Consider the following 18,923-nt stretch of genomic DNA (forward strand, 5'->3'; position numbering starts at 1 on the left):
TCTATCCTGAGAGTTTTCGGGGCGGGCCAGAACCCCGCCCCCTTTTTTGCGCTTGGGAAAGTGCTTGAGTGTGAGTTGGCTTATGACTTGATGGGCTTTACGTACAACGTCAGGCTGTGATCGACAATCTCATAACCGTGCTCGGCTGCAATGATTTGCTGGCGATCTTCAATAACCTGATCAAAAAACTCGATGACTTTTCCGGTTTCGGTACATACGATATGGTCGTGATGGTCTTCGCTCGCCATTTCGAATACAGCATGGCCGCCTTCAAAGTTGTGCCGCAGCACCAGGCCCGCTGATTCAAATTGGGTCAATACACGGTAAACGGTCGCCAGCCCTACATCATCACCCTGTTCCAGAAGCTTTTTATAGACATCTTCTGCGCTCATGTGGTGCTGAGTGGCGCTTTCAAGAATACCGAAGATTTTAACCCGTGGAAGAGTAACCTTCAGACCGACTTTTCGTAATTCGGCGTTTTCAGATGGCATATTACTATTCACTCGTTGGTGTGCCTTGCGGCTTCCGGTATGATGGGGCCGCCATTTTAGGATCAACCCGTGCTACATCTGCCATTGGCAGGCATTTTCAAGATAGAGGAATTCCCCCGGCGATGCAAAAGCTTATAGCTCTTATTCTCACTCTTTTTCTGGCTGGCTGTGCCTTTCCCGGCGTTTACAAAATCAACGTCCAACAAGGCAATATTGTCACCAACAAAGAGCTGACCGCACTGACGGAAGGCATGCCCCGCAGTCAGGTTCACGCGGTGATGGGCACACCGCTGATGCTCAACCCTGTTGACACATCAAGGGAATATTACGTTTACACGTTCCAGCGTGCAGGCGGAGACATCGAAGAACAGCGCATTATCGTGTATTATGATGATGACCGTTTCTCCCGCTACGAAGCACAACTGCTGGAAGAGACGCCCGCCTACTGAGGCTAAGCAGGCGCTGTAAGCGCCTACTGTTTTTTAGCTCTGTTCAATCGTGCCTGCTTGGGGTCAATCATGAGCGGGCGGTACAGTTCTATTCGGTCGCCCTCCTGCACCTCATGCTGGCCCGGTTGTTTTATGGCCTTACCAAAAATGCCCATGTCAGCGTTATCAGGGTCCAGCCCCGGGAACCGCACACAGATAGAAGACGCTTTAACTGCACCCAACACACTGGTGCCCTCAGGGACATCCACCGTTACAATTTCCTGCCGTTCAGGCAACGCGTAAGCCACTTCTATCCGAATGCTCATGAGCTTTCACCATAAACGACATCGGCCCGCCGGCAAAACGCGTCTACCATGGTATTGGCCGCCTGATTGAAAATGGGCCCAAAAGTCATCCGCGCCAAAGATCCGGAAAACTCAAACTCCAGAGTCAAAATCACCTTGCAGGCGTTATTTTGTAACGGCTTGAAGTGCCAGCGCCCGCTAAGATTGCTAAAAGGCCCGTCCACCAACTGCATTTCGATAACTTCGGGCATCAAAAGCTGGTTGCGCGTAGTAAGAATATGGCTCAAACCGCCTTTGGCAATTTCCATCGAAGCAGTAACATGCTGCTCATCTTGCTGCTGCACACTGGCACTGCGACACCACGGCAGAAATTCCGGATAACGGGCTACGTCGTTAACCAAGTGAAACATGCGCTCGGCGGAATGCCACACCAACGCGGTTTTATCAATCTGATGAGCCATTGAGTAAAGCGGTCCTATCTAATAAAGGAGTAAACATGGAACTAATTCGAAGATAAACGTGCTTCTGGCAGCCTTTGTGGCGCCGAACCCACTTCGGCCTGGGCGTTGCCATCGCACCAGAAAGTACGACTGTCGCCATCGCACCATTGGTTTAGCGAAAACACTGTGTACTGCAGGCCAATGTATACAACCACCAGCGGCAACACCCAACGCATCACCCAGTACCAGCCATCAAACAACCAACCGGGCGTGTTGCCTAGAATTTTTCGCAATAACCGCCGGGTAAGGCACCAGCCAGCAAACAGCGACACCATCACCCCAACAGCCGGCATAAAAATGCCACCAGAGATCAATTCCAACCAGCGAAACAGTGTTGCACCTGCGGGCCGATAACCGCTCCATATATTCAACGAATACAGCGACAGCAGGCCCAACAGCCAACAGGAGACCAGAACCAGCAAGGTCGCTTTGCCCCGCGACAGATCCGTGCGTTCCCGCAGCCAGCCAATCACCGGCTCCATCAGCGCCAGAGCGCTTGCCCAAACCACCATCACCAACATCAAAAATAGCAGGGCAATAACCACCTGACTGGCAGGCAGCTGACCCAGCGCCGCAGGAAGGGCTACAAACAACAGGCCAAAACCCCTGTTGGCTTGATTACCATCGACATCCACTACCACCGCAAACAGCGCCAGGCCAGCCAACACGGCAACCAGCGTATCCAGCAAAACCACGGCCAGAACAGAACGTTTCAAACGGGTGTGTGGCGAGCTATAAGCACCGAAAATGGCCCACACACCCACTCCCAAGCCAAGGGTAAAAAAGGCATGAAACAACGCCGCTTTAACGCTGTCCATAGTCACATCTTGAGGATGTAACGCCAGAAAGCGGGCCATAGCGGCACCCGCCTCACCGAAATAGACCGCAAATCCGACAAACCCCATCAGCAAAATCAGAGTGGCCGGCACCAGCAGGCGAAACGCCCGCTCCAGGCCGCGAACCACGCCGCGCATAGACACACCGGCCACCAGCAACAAAAAGAAACCGTGCCAAGCCATGAACACCGGGTACCGTTGCGGGTCAGACACCAGGCGTGACAATACGCTTGCCGCATGGGCGGCGGTATTACCGGTAAAGTCCCCACTGGCGCCATAAAACACCCAGGCCAGCGCAATAGCGCCAAATACAGCCGTATAAGACAACACCACAAAGGCTGCCAGCACACTCAAGTAACCCAGCCATATCCAATTGCGGGAGCGCTTGGCAGTGAGCACGAAATTGTCCATCGCCCGCACCATTCCATGACGGCTATAGCGGCCAAAAGACGTTTCAGTAATCGCCAGTGGCAGAGTGATTAACAACAGGCAGGCCAAATAAAGCAGGATAAAGAGCCCGCCGCCGTGGCGACTGGCCAGATAGGGAAATTGCCAAAAGTTGGCCAGCCCCACAGTAGCGCCCGTCGCCGCCCAAAAAAACGTGGACTTGCGGGTAAACGATCCCATCTGTGCCTGAAGATGCGGCGGCATGAACAATCCGGTCAAAAATGATCGCCCATTGTAGCCGATACCGGTTGCAGCGCACGACCTGTTGCCAGCAGGCGGGTGAATTCGTGACCGGTCTGGCACTCCTGAGCTACAATAGCCGCTTTGCCGGACCAGCAATCGCCGGCCGGTACATTCGTGCGACGTCGGATAACGGATTCATGAGCAAGAAAAAACCAGGTACTTCAAGTAGTACCATCGCGCTGAACAAAAAAGCCAAACACGAATACCACATTGAGGACCGCTTTGAGGCCGGTCTTTCGCTGCTGGGCTGGGAAGTAAAGTCCATGCGCGCTGGCAAAACGCAGCTGACCGACTCTTACGTGCTGCTGAAAGACGGCGAAGCCTGGCTGTTGGGGACCCATATTACGCCACTGACCACTGCGTCAACCCACGTCATAGCAGACCCTACTCGAACTCGAAAACTGTTATTGCACGCCAAAGAAATCGCTAAAATTGTGGATTCAGTCGGCCAAGAAGGCCGTACCTGCATACCCTTAGCGCTGTACTGGAAAAAGAACAAAGTGAAGTGCGAGATCGCGCTGGTAAAAGGCAAAAAACTGTTCGACAAGCGCGCCACCGAGAAAGAACGGGATTGGAACCGCCAGAAGCAACGGGTGTTGCGCGAGGCTAATATCTAAGAAAACGCCCCAAAGAATGGCGGCGCACAGAATAGGGAAAGCGCATGAGCAAAATTACGCAAATCCCCATGTCAGGTGTCGACCTATCCTGGCTGCGCATGGACACGCCAGAAAACCCGATGATGATTTCATCGGTGCTGATTTTTGACGCGGCCATCGCCATCGCCGACCTAAAACGGGTTCTGAACGAGCGTTTTCTGAAATTTCGTCGTTTTCGTCAGCGCGTTGTGGAAAAAAGCAGCAAAGCATACTGGCAAGACGACCCGCTGTTTAACCTGGATAACCACGTGCATCGCCGAGCCCTGCCCGGCAGCGCCGACAAAACCGAACTTCAGGCGCTGGTGAGTGACTTGAACAGCAGCGTCATGGATTTTCGACGGCCGCTGTGGCAGATCGATTACGTCGACAATTACCAGGGTGGCTGCGCGCTGATTGTGCGCATTCATCACTGCATTGCCGATGGTATATCGCTGGTGCGGGTACTGCTGTCACTCACCGACCCAACACCGCAACCCTATATACCAAAACCGCGGCCAACCAGGCCTGAAAAAGCCGTGTTAAAACCCCTGAGCCGCTGGATGCACAAGGCCGTCAGCAGTGCACAGGTCGCGGGCCAGCAAGCCAGCATTCTGTTCCAGTCACTGCGCTCAGAGCCAGGCTACGCTCTGCGTCTGGCTGGCACCGCTGGCGATATCGCCCTGGACTTGCTGAATCTCGGTTTGATGCCCTTTGATCCGAAAACCGGTCTGCGCCGACCGCTGTGCGGTCGCAAACAAGTGGCCTGGGCCGAAGCTCTGAACCTGAACGACGTCAAGCACTGCGCAAAAGCCATGGGCGGCACTATTAATGATACGCTGCTGTGCGCTGCAACCGGCGCTATACGTCGCCACCTTTTGGAAAGCAATGAGGCGATTCCCGACTGCGGGATCCGCGTAGCTGTGCCGTTTAATTTGCGACCGCTGAACCAGCCCATTTCCGTACTGGGCAATCAGTTTGGCTTGATGCTGGTTAGCCTGCCCATCGAAATTGACGGGCCAAAGGCACGTTTTCAGCAGATTCAAAACACTATGAACGAGCTCAAGCGGTCTTACCAGGCGCAGGTAACCTACAGCCTGCTGGATCTTTTTGGCCGCGGCCCGGGCATGCTCGAACGCCGGGCCTTGGCAATGCTCAGTAACAAAGCCTCAGCCGTACTGACCAACGTGCCCGGCCCGCGGGAAGCGGTCTATCTGGCAGGCAGTAAGCTGCGCCAACCCATGTTCTGGGTCCCGCAAAGCGGCAGCATTGGCATTGGCATGAGCATCTTCAGCTACGCCGGCAGCGTGCATTTCGGCATTACCGTAGACCAAGGCATTCAGGCCTGCCCAAACGCCATCATGGACTACTTCCACGACAGCTTTTACGAGTTGGCCAAAACGGCCGGTATCGAACTTGAACCCCCCGCAAAACCACTCGCTGCCGATGTCAAAACCAAGCCTCCTCGGCGCGAGCGCAGGCAATCGGCTTAAATTCTCTGGCACGCAGCCCTTGAAGTTAGCCGGAGTAGCCACATATAATGTGTGTAAGGGGACGACATGGCTTCGACGCTGGTGGCGAACCCTTGGGTGCATGTCGAGATGGCAGCGAATCTCGTTAATCCAAAGCTGCAACGCAATAGTCGCAAACGACGAAAACTACTCACTAGCAGCGTAAGCTGCTAGTCGTCCTGACTGGGTCGCCCGTAGCCCAGAGCTACATTTCAGGACGTCATCGCTTACGGGATGCTTCGTTATCCAGAGTTCACTGGCTAACGACTAAGATCTAAAGAACTCGCTTCTCGCGCCCTGGCCTTCGGGTAGCCTGAAGTTAAATCAGTAGAAGGACACAAGCATGTAGATCCTAAGGCACAGTGCTGGCGGACGCGGGTTCAATTCCCGCCGTCTCCACCAACTCCTGAGGCTCCGGGATTACACCGGAACTCATAGAACTTTAAAGCCCCGCTAGTCGGGGCTTTTTTCTGCCTGTGTTTTGTGGCTTAGGGAAATAGATCTGCCATAGGCCATCACTCGCAATCACTATGATCCTGACACCAACTCCCTTGAATGCCCTGATATTAAAGGGCTACTAAAGATTGACTGCGTTTTATTTATGTCAGATTAAAGCATATCCACGTCAGAGAAGATCTTGCATCAACTGCAGCGCATGAGGTGGGGGTTCCCGTTTTCCATCAGACAGTTCCACGAAATGAGTACAGCTACGTCTGCGCACAAAACGCTGAGCAGGCTTACGCAGAAAGGAATAATTGTAAGAGTAGCCAAAGGCATTTGTGTGCGCCCCAAGGCATTCGCCAGCATACTATCAATCGAAATCACGGCAAGGGCAGAACAGATAGCCAAAAAGTGGGCACAGCAGAACGGCTACATACTGTTAAGGCAGGGCATTGAGTCCGCCTATCGACTTGGCCTTCAAACCCAGGCTCCCGTCAGAACGGTGTTTTGGAGTAACGGTGCCAGCAGCACGTTTTCGGTTGGCAATGACATTGTTGAAGTGCGACACGTGGCAGAATCAAAGCTGCAATGGAAATCACGCCCTAAAGGCGAGCTACTGCGAAGCTTCACCGTCACCCCAGCCTATTACGTGAAACTCAGCGAATTGAAAAAAGCACTGACCAGGCTGAAACTTTCCGAAGCCCAGAGCCGCGTAGCGATCAAAAAGCTCAAGGCGGCGCCTTTGCCTGGAGGATAGCAGGTCAAATTGGAGCAGCTTAAAAAGGAAATGATGGTTTGACGGACATTTTTCGACTTCCTGACCAGAAAACTCGCCTCTAAAGTCAGATAGCGGTCAAAATATCTACGAACGACACCTCATTTTATACAGTGGCCAGTGTTGGGGACCAGGCAACGGTCATTTCTGGTCATCAAACACCACGTTTATTGTGGCAATATCACCACCTAGGTTGGTGCTTGGAATCGTTGAACCATCTCGCTGCACCGTTACGACATATGACACTCAAAACAGGCACTTTTTATGCTCAGCCAGCGTGCGTTAACCTACCTAAACGAAGTCATTCGCCGCGGATCCCTTAGGCGCGCTGCGGCTCATCTGAATGTCGATGCTTCTGCCGTTAGCCGTCAATTAAAAGCGCTTGAAGAAGAGCTAAATACCCGACTGTGCGAGCGGCACGGTCGCGGAATGCGAGCGACTGCTGCGGGCCAGCTACTTGTTCATCATTTTCATGCCCAGCGGGCTTCAGAAGAAGCCGTACTGTCTCAACTCATGGCACTTCAAAACTTAGTAAAAGGGGAAGTTCGCATTGCCGTTGGGGAAGGATTTATTGCTGATTTGATCGCCGCACCTTTGGGCACGTTCATGTCAGCGTTTACTGGTATTAATGTAGAAATTCGCATGGCCGGCGTTAACGAAGCGATGTCACTACTCAAAGATCGTGAAGTCGATATAGCGCTACTTTACGCACCGCCGGTAGATCCGCAGTTTTTCTGCCATGTGGAAACGCGCCAGCCTCTCGATGTTATTGTTCCTCCTAATCATCCGTTAATTGAACTGAATCGACCCGTAACGTTGAATGATCTAAAAGGTTGGCCTCTTGCGTTAATGGATAATCCTTTCGGTATGCGGCAAATGGTAAATATGGCAGCTCACCAGGAGCGTGTTCACCTGGAAGCGCGCCTTCATACGAATTCTGTATCCGTTTTAAAAAATTTCGTCCGTTCAGGGATTGGAGTTACGTTTATGCCGGAGCTCACAGTCATGGATGAAATAAAACGCGGAGAAATTTTCACGCTACCCATGCAATATCCCGTTATGAACGATACCCACGCGCAAATTGTGAGTCTAAAGGGCCAAGAGTTAACGATAGCGTCAGCCGCTTGTATCGATCATTTACAAAAAGGAATGCGCTTTTTCTCGGCTGACGCACCTAGACTGTTGCAATAAAGTCCACACTTTAGGTATTGCATAGTCAACACTTCAACACATAGTCTTCTACCAGACATCCCTGATAAGTCTGAGTGCTTGCACGTAATACCTCGCAACTAATCAAAATAAAACAGGAAATTTACTATCATGAGACAAAAATTTGCACCCAAGCGACTCATATCAGCTTGCCTGATTGGCTCCGCCTTAATGGCAGGAAATGCCCTTGCAGCAACCACGATTAATCTGAGCTACAACGGAGCCCCTGACCTAGAAAAGAACGCCGTGCACGTTTTCGCCACTAATCTAAAAGAGTTGGTTGAAGAAAAAACCAAAGATCAGATTCAGTTAGCCCTGTATCCCAACAGTATGTTGGGAGAAGAGCAGGAGCGCATGGAGCAGACTATGAGCACACCGTCGCTCAACGTCGCATCCTTTGCTGGAGTTTCACCTCTCGTCGATGAAATATTCGTCAGTGCTATTCCATTCCTGTTCGATGATTTTGCTGCGGCACGCAGCTTCTTCGATAAAGGTCAGTATTGGCAGGAAGTCGGCGATGTGCTGCAGGAGCGTGCCGGTATCGATATGTTGGCGGTCGTGGAAGAGGGAGGCTTTTTGGCGTTCACCAATAACAAAAAACCCATCAGCCGCCCTGAAGACTTTCAAGGTCTTCGCTTCCGCGCCATGGACCCGAGTCAGGTGGCACTCTATGAGGCATTTGGTGCATCCGGCACGCCCATTCCCTGGACCGAAACTTATATGGCCCTGCGGACGGGTGTAGCTGACGGCCAAATGAACCCGCCGATGTACATTGCCCTGGGCAGCCTTCATGAAGTGCAAAAATACCTGACCCTTGCGAATATTCAATACTCCAATCAATTCCTTGTCGGCAATAGCGAGATGATTGCAAATTGGGACGAGGAGATTCGCAGTGCCTTTATGGAAGCCGTCGCCGAGGCTAACCACAATGCCAGGGAGCATAACGAGGATCAGGTTGAAAAGCGTATCGCTTACCTGGAAGAGCAAGGCATGGAAGTTATTCGCCCTCCTGAAGAGGACCTGACTGCTTTCCGCAACATTGGCCAGCCCGCCTATCTTAAATGGCTAAAAGAGCGTGACATTGAGCAACGCTGGATTGATATGGCGCTGAAAGATGCAGGCATGAGCAGTCTGCTCGACTAATCAACGGCTAACACCTTTGCCGCGACAGAGGGCTGGTGCCTCGCCAGCCCTCTATTTTTTGTGCCTCATGGAATGCTGCAATGCTCAATAAGCTTCGATCCCGCCTACTGCTTATAAGCTGTCCGTCCACTCTAACCCTAGCGGGGGCTTTATTATCCCTCAATGTTGCGGCTATTTTGTTTGGTGTTTTTGCACGCTACATTGCGGGCGGCGCCCCTATCTGGACAGATGAGCTCTCTCGCTTCTTGATCATAGCCACCGTCATGATTGCGGCTGGTGCCGTCTGGTCGGAAGGGGGCCACATGCGCGTCGGTCTCCTAGAAAAACTGCTTCCAGCTCCATTCGCTCGTTTACTGAACCTGTATCAATGGCTGCTTACTCTGCTAATAGCCGTGGGAGCAGCATGGGTAAGCTACCGCTATGCGCTATCGGTCAGCATGTTTACCACGTCCGGGCTTGGCATTAGCCGCACAGTGCCACTACTCTCGTTGCCTTTTGGCTTTTTATTACTGGCTTGGCATGTGCTGCTTTACGGACCCGCGCCTCTAAAGTCCATAGAGGACCAGATATGATTCTTAGCATGTTGGTCGTTTTTCTTATCCACGTTTTACTGGGCCTTCCTTTATTCATCGCATTGATTACAACAGCGATCGTAGGTTTTTTGTTTGTCGATCCCTCGATGATTCCACGGATGATGCCCCAGCAATTTTTTAGCGGTATTAATGTTTTTTCCCTGATGGCTATTCCGCTATTCATCTTCGCCGGTAATCTGATGAACGTCAGCGGGTTAACGGAACGTTTAATGGGGCTGGCACGCCTGATGGTCGGGCACTTACGGGGAGGTATGGGCCACGTCAACGTCGTTTCGAGTGTTTTCTTTGCAGGCATTAATGGCTCAGCAGTGGCCGACACGTCGGCACTCGGTTCGCTTTTGGTACCCGCCATGGAGAAAGAAGGGTACTCAAGAGCCTTTTCGGCTGGATTGACCGCGGGCAGCTCGTTGATCGGTCCGATCATTCCGCCCAGTATATTTATGATTCTCTACGCCTCACTAACGAACACCTCGGTCGGGGATCTTTTTCTGGCGGGCGTTATACCTGGGCTGTTGCTAGGTGTTGCATTCATGGGAATGAACGCTTGGTATGCCTGGCGCCATCGATTGCCAAAAAGTGGCAAGTTGCCATCGTTCGGCCAGCTTGGAGTAGCGTTTTTAGCGGCCCTGCCCGCGCTTGTCGCTCCCTTCATTATCGTCGCAGGCATTGTGTTTGGTTTTGTTACCCCTACGGAATCTGGAGCTTTGACAGCGCTATATGTCGCCTTGTGCGGTGTCTTTCTCGGTGGGTTACGTTTGAAGGAATGCTGGAAAGCTATCGTTGATACGGCACGCCTAACTTCTGCGATTTTTCTGATTATGGCAGCTTCCGCTACGATTAGCTGGCTACTCTCGTATGCTCAGGTTCCAGCGCAATTCGTGTCACTACTTTCTCCCTATGTGGACAATGGCGTCGTCATTTTACTAATGCTCAGCGTTATCACATTCTTCACGGGGATGTTTATGGAAGAAGTATCAGCGTTGATGTTACTAACGCCAGTCTTTGCGCCAGTGGCCATGATGGCAGGAATCGATCCCGTCCATCTGGGTGTCATCATCACTTTGAATATTACGATTGCCTTGATAACACCGCCGTTGGGCGCCTGCGTTTTCGTGGCCGCGGCCGTTAGTCGGCTTGAGATTGTCTCACTGTTCAAAACCATTTGGCCCTTTGTGCTAACGGCTATTGCGGTACTTATTCTACTAATCCTTTTCCCACCGCTAACGCTGTGGCTCCCTACTCTGTTTGGATAAGACAATGCCTTTGAACACACTATTGAACGCCTTGCCACTTATACCCAGTCATCCAGCCCCGTGCTGGGAACGGCTACGCTGCGCCCCCATTAAAGATAACGGTGAGCGCCTAGTACCAATGAGCCTCGCGCCTACACCGATCAGCGTGTTCCCCGCCTATGCTCGGATGGGCATTCCTGGTGCGGTGCAGGAATGTTTTGTACGTGAAGGTGTTTATCGGGCGCTGCTCGCTGCGGCACGTAGCTTACCCGACGGCATAGGTATAATCGTTTTAGACGGATGGCGTCCATGGCAGGTGCAACAGTATTTGTTCGACACCCTGCACGAAGCAATCCGGCACCACCAGCCTGATCTCAGCACAACCGCGCTGTTAGAGCGAACAAGGGAGTTTGTTTCGGTACCTAGTCGCGACCCCTTAGCTCCCAGCCCTCACCTCACCGGCGGCGCCGTCGATGTCACGTTATGCGATGCCGATGGTTTACCTTTAGATATGGGCACTTTGTTTGACGAGGCAGTGCCTGCCTCCCACAGCGACTATTTCGAGCACCTGAAAGCACTAACGCCGCAGCAACAAAAAGCGCGGGATCATCGCCGCTTGCTTTACCACTCCATGCGTCAACAGGGCTTCACCAACCTACCCAGCGAGTGGTGGCACTACGATTTCGGCGATCAACTGTGGGCGTATTATGGAGCCCATGACCACGCCTATTACGGCCCAGCCGAGCTAGACACCATTGAAAATCGCTGGCGCAAACAACTGGGATGATTGGGTAACAGTCACCAATTTAGTGTGTTTGTGTAGTGGTTCAATGATCTCGGACATCAACCCAAATGCTAATATCGCCGCCCTGAGTGAGGCGCCTGATGACCGGGAAGCTTCCGGCCGTCATAAAGTTACTCACTGTTCCACATTCCCGGATTTGGACGATGTGCGCGTGGTGTAACAGCCGCTCCAATAGCGCAGCGGTTAATGTCGTGTCGCCATAGAAGGCACTGGCCCACTGTGAGAATGGGAGGTTACTGGTGACGATGACACTGCCGTGCTCGTAGCGTTTGGCAATGACATTAAAGAACAGATTGGCCTCTTCGCGACCAAATGGCAGATAGCCGATTTCGTCGATGATCAATAGCCGTGGCGCTAAGATACTGCGTTTTAAGTACTGATCCAGACGTTCCTGTTTTCGGGCAATAACCAGTTGCAGCATCATGTCGGCCGCGGCAATGAAGCGCGTTTTAATGCCTTGGCTGACGGCTTTGTGGCCCAGGCTGATGGCCAGGTGGCTTTTGCCAACGCCACTGGGGCCCAGAAGCACCACGTTCTCTGCTCGCTCTACGAAAGCCATGCTCGTCAGTTCGTTCAGCTGTTTGCGCGGGGCTCCGCTGGCGAACTTGAAATCGTAATCTTCAAAGAGCTTTCGTCCCGGGAAGCCTGCGAACTTTAACAACGTCTCTCGGGATCGTTGTGATCGAGCGTTCAGTTCCAGATGCAAAAGCTGCTCCAGGAAGTCAGCCAAGGTGCCTTCGTTTGAAGCAGCATGGTCGGCGATGGCCGCCCATTCACTGGCCAGGGTATCGAGCTTGAGGCTTGCGCAAGCATGCTCAATACGCTGATGTTGCAGGTTCATAGGCGAGCCTCCAGCAGCCGGTCGTACACGCTGAGCGGATGCTGAAAGCTCTCTGTTGGAATAGGTCGAGTTGAGACTGGTCTTTGTTGTAATGCCTGTTGTGTTGGTAATCGATGAATTCAGTCACAGCATTCACCAAACCTTAAGCAGTACCTTTGGATGAAGCCAGCGTGGCGCCCATGCCATCGCCTTCATACAGCCCGAGGGCTTTGGCCATGGACCGCTCGTTGGTTTTGCCGACCCCATTACCGGAATCATCGGTGAACACCTTGAGGAAGTAGTTCCTGGCTTCGATGGTATTCACTTTCCGTTCGCCCAGTGTCTTCAAGCGATACATGAAGTCGTCCCAAGCGGAGACGAATATGCCGAGCTGCTTCTTCACTAGGTCCGCATCGAAGGCTGTATTGTGCTTCACCTTTACCGCAGTAGCGGTGGCGTCCCTAAGCGCCACCGCTAGTGTGTTGTTGCATACCACACGAATGCTGGTGAATTGCGCGGTGGTGGCCATGGTGCCATCACAAGCCGCAGCCAACAGCACATAGGCATTGGTTTGATCATTGCCTTGCAGCACACCGGACTGGCCGGTGCGAGCAAGCGCCCACATTTTCCGGCCACCTTTCAGCACGCTCGCTGTTTCCAGTTCAAAACCGGAAACCTCGGTTAGATCCCGATAGAACTCCAGAATTTCTTCGGGCTGGACCACTTTGAAAGGGTTACCAACAACAGACAGCGGAGCTTTGGTGTCTAACCGGTACAGCACCTTGCTATCCGGGTAAGACAGGATCTCCCCGAGGGTGCCACCGGCATTGGTGACGTGGCGAACGGGGCTTTCCTCGAGCTGCCAATCCAGACCGGCTTACTTGACCCAGACTTCCAGGGGCTGATTCGTCGTGAGTTGATTACCCCGGCCATTCCACCGGGTTTGGCCAACATAGGCCACCTGCTCAATAAGGTGAGCCATGGTTGTTCTCCTATGGAATTTACGAAATGACTTAACGAGAGTCGTCCCGGGAATCGGGATCAGTGCCGGCAGACGCACCAACGACACCAGCCGTTTTCTTGCCATAGTTTTTCTTACCAATCCAGACAGATTGGCAGTTGAGACATGGTTCGAGCATTGAAAATACCTCTGTGAATTGGGAGGGAAGGCACTTTCAGCGCCTTGGTTCACGGAGGTGATATAGGTTTGAGATTTGATGGAATCGTAGGAAAGCTCACGTCCAGCAGTTTTGGGAGTAACACGTTTTCACTCGTTACCGGCCCAGATCCCTTTGCATTTCCACGCCAAATCGTCCACTTCGATCAGTCATTATGCCTTACTTGCAGCAGGATCAATTGCCAACTAGAAAGTCCTCGAGAAGATTGTGTCATTTGGAGCTGCTTGCCTGAAAATAAGGGCTGACATCTGATAAAAGCGGCCCTTTTCGCCCGCACCCGGACGTTAGCTGCGGTGGATTACCGTCATCTCTCTTTTTGTCGAGGGGTCCAAAAAGCAGCTCAGGTCACAAAGGGGCCTCACGGGCCAGGACTGACACGGCTTCGACCAGCGGCAGGAGTCAGCCCTAAGCGAATAAGCAGTCACTTAAAAAAACTTTTCTAATGCCAGTGGTCGGGTTCGTGAATACTGCCTTATATGAAGAGCCTGCTGTTGAAACCACTGAGAGTTAGGTTGGCTAATGCGGCAGGTCGTTGTTGATATTCATGCTCTCCCTCTCTTTTTTGCAGTTCAATAAAAGCAATTATCTGCACTGATAAACGATGACTTGCGGCACTGATCAACCACATAAAGTGTCGAGATAATTTACACTCAATCCATATAAGACAAGACTGATTTCTTCAATCGTTATGCGAATCAAATATATGTAAATTTGGTACGATATTTGCTTACGTTTTTTTGTAGTAATTAATTCTGAGACGTGGAGGTCGATTCGTATCTACCACCCAAATAGAGGGTTAGGCGATGAATAAGTGTATCCAAAAGATTTTGTTGGCCGCGTGCATCGTGGCCATGCCCGTTGCGACTCACGCGGGTCCTATTGACCCCGGCACTGGTTACACCCGCGATTCGGCGTCCAATGTCGTCCAGGGCGGTGGATTAGAGTGGTTGCAGTGGAGTGAAACTGTAGGCCAGTCTATCGATTCCGCACTCAGGGTATACGCGTCCCAAGGCTGGCGTTTAGCCACAAGCATTGAAATGGCCGACCTCTTTAACGCTTTTAGCTTCGGCAGTCCCTTTACGGGACGGGAGGACACCCAGACGGTGTCTTCGGATTGGCTTCCTGGTGAAACGGGCTTTCAGCAGGATTTTTTTACGATTTTTGGACGCACCGGTTTTGTCCCTAATTCCATTTTTGATTCGAACGATCCTTCTGATCAGTCAAGCGCGTTTTTCTGAGTTGCATCGTGTATAGGAAAGTGTGTCTGGACGGCTACCGTCGTCGACGACCGTACGCGGATTAATCAGCAGAACTTCTTACCCGTATTTGAGGACGGTTCAACGCAGTTATATTATGATGATGGTGCGACCACTCAGTCCTTGGGTAACATCGGTATCGCTCTTGTCAGGTCGGTGTCAGTGCCTGAGCCCGGCACCTTCGCGTTGTTGTCGCTAGGTCTTATGGGGCTGGGATTGAAGCGCCGAGTTCATCGTAAAACCCTGTAAGTCATGTAGCAGGTCTACGTGTAAAGTCGATGGTGGTAATCCTGCAAAGGCCCATTGGATCCAGCGCCGTCGATACCTCTCAAGGCACGCCAGTATATCTTCTCGTGAAGAGCGCTGGCGTAGCTTCTGCTCATAAAGCCGAGTGTAGCGACGAATGTGGTTCTGATGTGTTCGTGCTGAAACAGTGAGTTTACCTTCTCCAAACTGATAGCCCAGAAAATCGAAACCCTTTTCGATCCTGCCAATAAATGTCTTGTCAGGATGTTGTTCGAGTCCTAAACGCTCGAAGACCTGGCTAACGCTCCGTATGGCCTTTCTGAGTTTCCAGCGTGTCGAGGCCAACACGATGATGTCATCCATATAGCGGCGATAGAATAAAGGCTGTTGCTCCATCGCTTGATCGAGCTCATACAAAAAGAAGCTGCCTATCAATGGGCTCAGCGGACAGCCCGATGAGATCCCTTGGCGATGGGTTAAAAACACACCGCCCTTATCAACAGAACGTTTTAGATACTGCCCGAGCAGATTTATCACAATCTTGTCATCGATGTGTTTTTCCAGCCTATCCAACAGCCGTTCGTGGTTGATGGACTGGTAATAGGATTTTACGTCGGTTCGGAAGACGAAGGCGTTGCCGCTAAGTTCTTGGTAGATCGTATTGACTGTTTGCTTGGCTCCGCCATGCCCTTTGAGATGAGTACAGAGTCGAGACGCCGGTAGCAGGTCAGCAAGTACCAGCGTTAACGCCTTCAGTACGATGCTGTCTTGTGATGTCCAAAGGTGAATGTACTCACCGTCTTGTTTGATGACTTGCTGCTGTGGACTGAATAGGTAGCGGTTCCCTCTAAGCTGCGCGATCAGATCAGGCTGGATTTGATCCCAATGAAACCGCAGATCCCAGACATCACTGTTCGCCGGGAAGTGTTTACGCTGCTGACACAGCCAGCGGTAGGCGGTGTCAACGTGATGGATGAGGCGATCAATCATTGGATTGCAAATGTCCCCTTTGTGGTCAAAACGGTCAGTCGCGGCACCGTAAGAAAGGACCGCTTTGAGAACAATGCGGACATTTGATCAAGCATAGAAGACTTACCAAGTACATTATGTGAAAGGGTTCGAAAGCTGATCGATGAAGTCCTTTATGACACTAAGCAGCTCAGTCCGCCTCTCTGCAACTTTATTGAAGCGCAACCATGGAAACAGAGTAGAACCCTTCTTCGTGCTAGGAAGATCACGGGCCGCTTAAAAAGATACTTTAATGGAATAGTGAAAGCAGAGACCCGGCCTGGAGCCAGTTCCCTGCTTTGTCCTGATCGCAATTACCAGCCGCCCGTTAATGCATGCGCTATGATTCTCTTTTGGCACATTATAGCTTGCTACGCCCAATCTCAAACATGGGAATCACTCCGCGGTACAGAAACGATTTAGGGGGTATATATTGTGGTAAATTTTTTAAAAAAATAATTATTTATATACATTTATCAATTATTTATAATAGATTATGAGTCCTTTCGGGGTAAAGATATTAACGGGAACGCTAGAGAGCTTTGTAGTGATCCTTAGCGCTGACGACGGTTTTAGGTCAATCTCCCGCATAGCTAGGTTCAAGAAAAGCGACTATGTTATGCCTTTTCCCACCGGTGCATAACCGTCTTAACGTGGGTAACGCGACTAAAATTCTATAATTTAAACGATATTAATCAAGATTTTAAAGACGCTATTCAAGGGACGCCGTCTCCACCAACTCCTGAGGCACCGGGATTACACCGGAACTCATAGAACTATAAAGCCCCGCTAGTCGGGGCTTTTTTCTGCCTGTGTTTTATGGCTTAGGGAAATAGATCTGCCATAGGCCATCACTCGCAATCACTATGATCCTGACACCAACTCCCTTGAATGCCCTGATATTAAAGGGCTACTGTAGATTGACTACGTTTTATTTATGTCAGGTTAAAACATATCCACGTCAGAGAAGATCATCCGTCAACTGCAGCGCATGAGGCGGGGATTCCCGTTTTCCATCAGACAGTTGGCGGTGCGCTCCTTACGTTGGATACCAGTCCGATTTCTCGGTACAAATACCCCGTCCCAAGCAAAGCGGAAAAGGCGCAGTCTGAAACGATTGAGATTGTTGATACATCCCTCAAAATTTGTGTCGATGCAGTAAACCGGATGCCTCGCAGCCCCTATGGCGAAGATCAAGTCGAGAAATGACCGGATCCAGAATTGGACTGATTCAACTAGCACCAGGTACACATGTTCCGACGCGAAACTAAGATTTTGTCCAACAAGCCGTCGAAGTGGCGTTGAATCAGCGGTCAGAGTCCGTTTCAGGATACGAATGATCTCAGTTTGGACACGCGTCGGCAGGTGAAGATGGGGGATGAATTGGTAAACAGCTGCCAGACTTCATGAATCCGTGCATGAGCAACCCAGGCAGGATTGAATACGTGGGTGTCGTTGATTTCCAGATACGGAACAACAACGCCTTAAAGCAGGATGCCCACGGTCAATAGTATTTTATCCAACATTTATTTGCCCCCAGTGGAGATAGTCAATGCGCTTAAAAACTCAGAGTGAAACCTGCAGACAGGCGACTCTCGTCATGAAACTGGCCAAAGGTCCCTGTCCGTTTTCCAAAAAACAGATCAGCCCCCGTCCGCAGAACCACGTTGGTCGATACTGAGTACTCAGCTTCCAGTTGGATCAGTGAGTCCCGATTGTTCAGGTCATATATGCCGAGAACCTCCAGTAACAAGGCGTTGTTCATTGCATCACGCCTTACCAGTAGCGTGAACTGCTCGTTGGACGGCTCTTCATCGCGCTCAGTGGAAAAACGGTATGTCTGGAAGAACTGCGTGCTGATAAACCAGTCACTGAAGCCACTGTAATCCAGTCCAAGCACATAAGACGCGACTTCTGACTTCCTGACTTGTCCGGTTGCGGGGTCCAGTGACCGCTTTTCACTTTCAAGACCGATCTCACTGCGAAATGTTACATCCCCAACCGGTTTTGATGCAGTGCCGCCGATCAAGTGGGAGCGATTATAATCCGCCCTAATCAGTTGCTCTGAGGGATCAAACTGAATCAGTGGATCATCAATTGTGTGGTAGAGATAATTCAGAGAAAGATCCCAGCCTTGCTGGAAAGTTGACAACTTTAACCCAAAATCGCTCTTGGCAAACGAGTCAGGGCGATCTACCTCCAGCCGCCCTTCTCCCGCAAACGGGTCCGGGATGAGGGAATACGTGGCGCCCGGTAACGTGCTTTTGGTCACCGTAGCGTCCGGGATCCAGACGATCTGGGCAGTCCCGTTATCCAGCGCAATCTCTGTGAGTGCAGACCATAACGGGATACGCCGATTCTCAATATCCGGGAGTATAAACTCCCGGTAGCTCAGCGGATTTAATACATCCAGCACCCTCAGACCATCGGCTTGCCCCCAGACGATCTGTTGCTTGCCCAGGCGCACAAAGGCGTCACCGACATAGTGATCCAGGTAAAATTCCCTGAGTTCCACGTCGGCGTGATCACCAGGAAAGCTTTTCTGCGTCAGCCCCGCGCGAAAGGGTTGGTCCGGCCGCCCCGGGTCCAGTTCATCTTTTGCATCAAGGCGCCCTTCCCCTAACAGCGTAAGGCGCATTCCCGACTCAAAACGCGCGATCCATTCAGGTCTCCAGACTATTTCCTGCTTCTGCCAACCACTGACCTCAGGGGCATAGGCGGCCTCTACCTCGATCAGGGAGGCGTGCTCAACTTCAGCGGCTTGGACTGGCGTAAGGAGCAGGGTCCAGATGACCGGCAGTATCAGCATTCGAACCGGTTTCAT

General features: G+C 51.6%; 17 protein-coding genes, 1 other RNA gene and 1 pseudogene. 11 read left to right on the top strand and 8 right to left on the bottom strand.

Features of this window, described 5'->3' with window-relative positions:
* Window positions 1-80: 80 nt before the first annotated feature.
* Window positions 81-491, bottom strand: a complete 411-nt coding sequence (gene fur / locus MRBBS_RS16055) for a ferric iron uptake transcriptional regulator (protein WP_041635339.1) — start codon at window positions 489-491, stop codon at window positions 81-83.
* A 122-nt stretch (window positions 492-613) separates the two neighbouring features.
* Between fur and MRBBS_RS16060 the strand changes: the two genes are divergently transcribed.
* A complete protein-coding gene (locus MRBBS_RS16060; RefSeq protein WP_014872636.1) occupies window positions 614-940 on the top strand; it encodes an outer membrane protein assembly factor BamE in 327 nt (108 codons plus the stop codon).
* 23 nt (window positions 941-963) lie between these two features.
* Here the strand turns inward: MRBBS_RS16060 and MRBBS_RS16065 are convergent, their stop codons facing one another.
* Genes MRBBS_RS16065 through MRBBS_RS16075 form a run of 3 tightly spaced genes read right to left on the bottom strand, consistent with a single transcriptional unit; the run spans window position 964 to window position 3,211 of the window.
* Window positions 964-1,245: an RnfH family protein gene (locus tag MRBBS_RS16065; RefSeq protein WP_014872637.1), complete on the bottom strand. Its 282-nt coding sequence runs from the start codon at window positions 1,243-1,245 to the stop codon at window positions 964-966.
* Entirely contained in the window at window positions 1,242-1,685 is a 444-nt protein-coding gene (locus tag MRBBS_RS16070; RefSeq protein WP_014872638.1) for a type II toxin-antitoxin system RatA family toxin, read from the bottom strand. The genes MRBBS_RS16065 and MRBBS_RS16070 overlap by 4 nt, the downstream gene beginning before the upstream one ends.
* A gap of 41 nt (window positions 1,686-1,726) precedes the next feature.
* Window positions 1,727-3,211: a sodium-dependent transporter gene (locus tag MRBBS_RS16075; protein WP_014872639.1), complete on the bottom strand. Its 1,485-nt coding sequence runs from the start codon at window positions 3,209-3,211 to the stop codon at window positions 1,727-1,729.
* 176 nt (window positions 3,212-3,387) lie between these two features.
* Between MRBBS_RS16075 and smpB the strand changes: the two genes are divergently transcribed.
* From smpB to MRBBS_RS16115, 9 genes are all read left to right on the top strand, one after another.
* Window positions 3,388-3,867 carry an SsrA-binding protein SmpB gene (gene smpB / locus MRBBS_RS16080; RefSeq protein WP_041635679.1) on the top strand — a complete coding sequence of 160 codons (480 nt, stop codon included), beginning with the start codon at window positions 3,388-3,390 and terminating at the stop codon, window positions 3,865-3,867.
* 44 nt (window positions 3,868-3,911) lie between these two features.
* Window positions 3,912-5,375 carry a wax ester/triacylglycerol synthase family O-acyltransferase gene (locus MRBBS_RS16085; RefSeq protein ID WP_014872641.1) on the top strand — a complete coding sequence of 488 codons (1,464 nt, stop codon included), beginning with the start codon at window positions 3,912-3,914 and terminating at the stop codon, window positions 5,373-5,375.
* 57 nt (window positions 5,376-5,432) lie between these two features.
* Window positions 5,433-5,795: a transfer-messenger RNA gene (gene ssrA, locus MRBBS_RS19205) on the top strand.
* A gap of 235 nt (window positions 5,796-6,030) precedes the next feature.
* Window positions 6,031-6,591, top strand: coding sequence for a DUF6088 family protein (locus MRBBS_RS16090; RefSeq protein ID WP_227497532.1), 561 nt, complete (start codon window positions 6,031-6,033; stop codon window positions 6,589-6,591).
* A gap of 282 nt (window positions 6,592-6,873) precedes the next feature.
* Window positions 6,874-7,800, top strand: coding sequence for a LysR family transcriptional regulator (locus tag MRBBS_RS16095; protein ID WP_014872643.1), 927 nt, complete (start codon window positions 6,874-6,876; stop codon window positions 7,798-7,800).
* A 129-nt stretch (window positions 7,801-7,929) separates the two neighbouring features.
* The gene (gene dctP, locus MRBBS_RS16100; RefSeq protein WP_014872644.1) at window positions 7,930-8,961 is read left to right on the top strand and encodes a TRAP transporter substrate-binding protein DctP; all 1,032 of its coding nucleotides are present in this window, start codon (window positions 7,930-7,932) and stop codon (window positions 8,959-8,961) included.
* Between the two features lie 80 nt (window positions 8,962-9,041).
* Complete coding sequence (locus MRBBS_RS16105; RefSeq protein WP_050996664.1) at window positions 9,042-9,533, top strand: TRAP transporter small permease; 492 nt, start codon at window positions 9,042-9,044, stop codon at window positions 9,531-9,533.
* Complete coding sequence (locus tag MRBBS_RS16110) at window positions 9,530-10,807, top strand: TRAP transporter large permease (RefSeq protein ID WP_014872645.1); 1,278 nt, start codon at window positions 9,530-9,532, stop codon at window positions 10,805-10,807. Before MRBBS_RS16105 ends, MRBBS_RS16110 begins: the two co-directional genes overlap by 4 nt.
* A gap of 166 nt (window positions 10,808-10,973) precedes the next feature.
* Complete coding sequence (locus MRBBS_RS16115) at window positions 10,974-11,573, top strand: M15 family metallopeptidase (protein WP_014872646.1); 600 nt, start codon at window positions 10,974-10,976, stop codon at window positions 11,571-11,573.
* Window positions 11,574-11,613: 40 nt separating this feature from the next.
* On the opposite strand, the gene istB is transcribed toward MRBBS_RS16115, so the two are convergent.
* Window positions 11,614-12,432: an IS21-like element helper ATPase IstB gene (gene istB / locus MRBBS_RS16120; RefSeq protein WP_050996666.1), complete on the bottom strand. Its 819-nt coding sequence runs from the start codon at window positions 12,430-12,432 to the stop codon at window positions 11,614-11,616.
* Window positions 12,407-13,393: pseudogene (locus MRBBS_RS16125) on the bottom strand (DUF932 domain-containing protein). Before MRBBS_RS16125 ends, istB begins: the two are co-directional and overlap by 26 nt.
* A gap of 999 nt (window positions 13,394-14,392) precedes the next feature.
* On the opposite strand from MRBBS_RS16125, the gene MRBBS_RS16130 reads away from it, so the two are divergent.
* Window positions 14,393-14,827 carry a hypothetical protein gene (locus MRBBS_RS16130; protein WP_041635340.1) on the top strand — a complete coding sequence of 145 codons (435 nt, stop codon included), beginning with the start codon at window positions 14,393-14,395 and terminating at the stop codon, window positions 14,825-14,827.
* 213 nt (window positions 14,828-15,040) lie between these two features.
* Here MRBBS_RS16130 and MRBBS_RS16135 read toward each other — a convergent pair whose 3' ends face one another.
* Window positions 15,041-16,081: a reverse transcriptase/maturase family protein gene (locus MRBBS_RS16135; protein ID WP_014872650.1), complete on the bottom strand. Its 1,041-nt coding sequence runs from the start codon at window positions 16,079-16,081 to the stop codon at window positions 15,041-15,043.
* Between the two features lie 1,576 nt (window positions 16,082-17,657).
* The gene (locus MRBBS_RS16140) at window positions 17,658-18,923 is read right to left on the bottom strand and encodes a DUF1302 family protein (RefSeq protein ID WP_227497534.1); all 1,266 of its coding nucleotides are present in this window, start codon (window positions 18,921-18,923) and stop codon (window positions 17,658-17,660) included.

The sequence above is a fragment of the Marinobacter sp. BSs20148 genome, from assembly GCF_000283275.1.
Lineage (GTDB): Bacteria > Pseudomonadota > Gammaproteobacteria > Pseudomonadales > Oleiphilaceae > Marinobacter > Marinobacter psychrophilus.

What these genes read in the sequence shown, in the direction of transcription:
- MRBBS_RS16130 (WP_041635340.1), top strand. Translation starts at nt 14,393, where the DNA reads ATGAATAAGTGTATCCAAAAGATTTTGTTGGCCGCGTGCATCGTGGCC.
- MRBBS_RS16135 (WP_014872650.1), bottom strand. Translation starts at nt 16,081, where the DNA reads ATGATTGATCGCCTCATCCATCACGTTGACACCGCCTACCGCTGGCTG.
- MRBBS_RS16095 (WP_014872643.1), top strand. Translation starts at nt 6,874, where the DNA reads ATGCTCAGCCAGCGTGCGTTAACCTACCTAAACGAAGTCATTCGCCGC.
- MRBBS_RS16105 (WP_050996664.1), top strand. Translation starts at nt 9,042, where the DNA reads ATGCTCAATAAGCTTCGATCCCGCCTACTGCTTATAAGCTGTCCGTCC.
- istB (WP_050996666.1), bottom strand. Translation starts at nt 12,432, where the DNA reads ATGAACCTGCAACATCAGCGTATTGAGCATGCTTGCGCAAGCCTCAAG.
- MRBBS_RS16070 (WP_014872638.1), bottom strand. Translation starts at nt 1,685, where the DNA reads ATGGCTCATCAGATTGATAAAACCGCGTTGGTGTGGCATTCCGCCGAG.
- MRBBS_RS16065 (WP_014872637.1), bottom strand. Translation starts at nt 1,245, where the DNA reads ATGAGCATTCGGATAGAAGTGGCTTACGCGTTGCCTGAACGGCAGGAA.
- fur (WP_041635339.1), bottom strand. Translation starts at nt 491, where the DNA reads ATGCCATCTGAAAACGCCGAATTACGAAAAGTCGGTCTGAAGGTTACT.
- MRBBS_RS16085 (WP_014872641.1), top strand. Translation starts at nt 3,912, where the DNA reads ATGAGCAAAATTACGCAAATCCCCATGTCAGGTGTCGACCTATCCTGG.
- dctP (WP_014872644.1), top strand. Translation starts at nt 7,930, where the DNA reads ATGAGACAAAAATTTGCACCCAAGCGACTCATATCAGCTTGCCTGATT.
- MRBBS_RS16140 (WP_227497534.1), bottom strand. Translation starts at nt 18,923, where the DNA reads ATGAAACCGGTTCGAATGCTGATACTGCCGGTCATCTGGACCCTGCTC.
- MRBBS_RS16075 (WP_014872639.1), bottom strand. Translation starts at nt 3,211, where the DNA reads ATGCCGCCGCATCTTCAGGCACAGATGGGATCGTTTACCCGCAAGTCC.
- MRBBS_RS16115 (WP_014872646.1), top strand. Translation starts at nt 10,974, where the DNA reads ATGGGCATTCCTGGTGCGGTGCAGGAATGTTTTGTACGTGAAGGTGTT.
- MRBBS_RS16060 (WP_014872636.1), top strand. Translation starts at nt 614, where the DNA reads ATGCAAAAGCTTATAGCTCTTATTCTCACTCTTTTTCTGGCTGGCTGT.
- smpB (WP_041635679.1), top strand. Translation starts at nt 3,388, where the DNA reads ATGAGCAAGAAAAAACCAGGTACTTCAAGTAGTACCATCGCGCTGAAC.
- MRBBS_RS16110 (WP_014872645.1), top strand. Translation starts at nt 9,530, where the DNA reads ATGATTCTTAGCATGTTGGTCGTTTTTCTTATCCACGTTTTACTGGGC.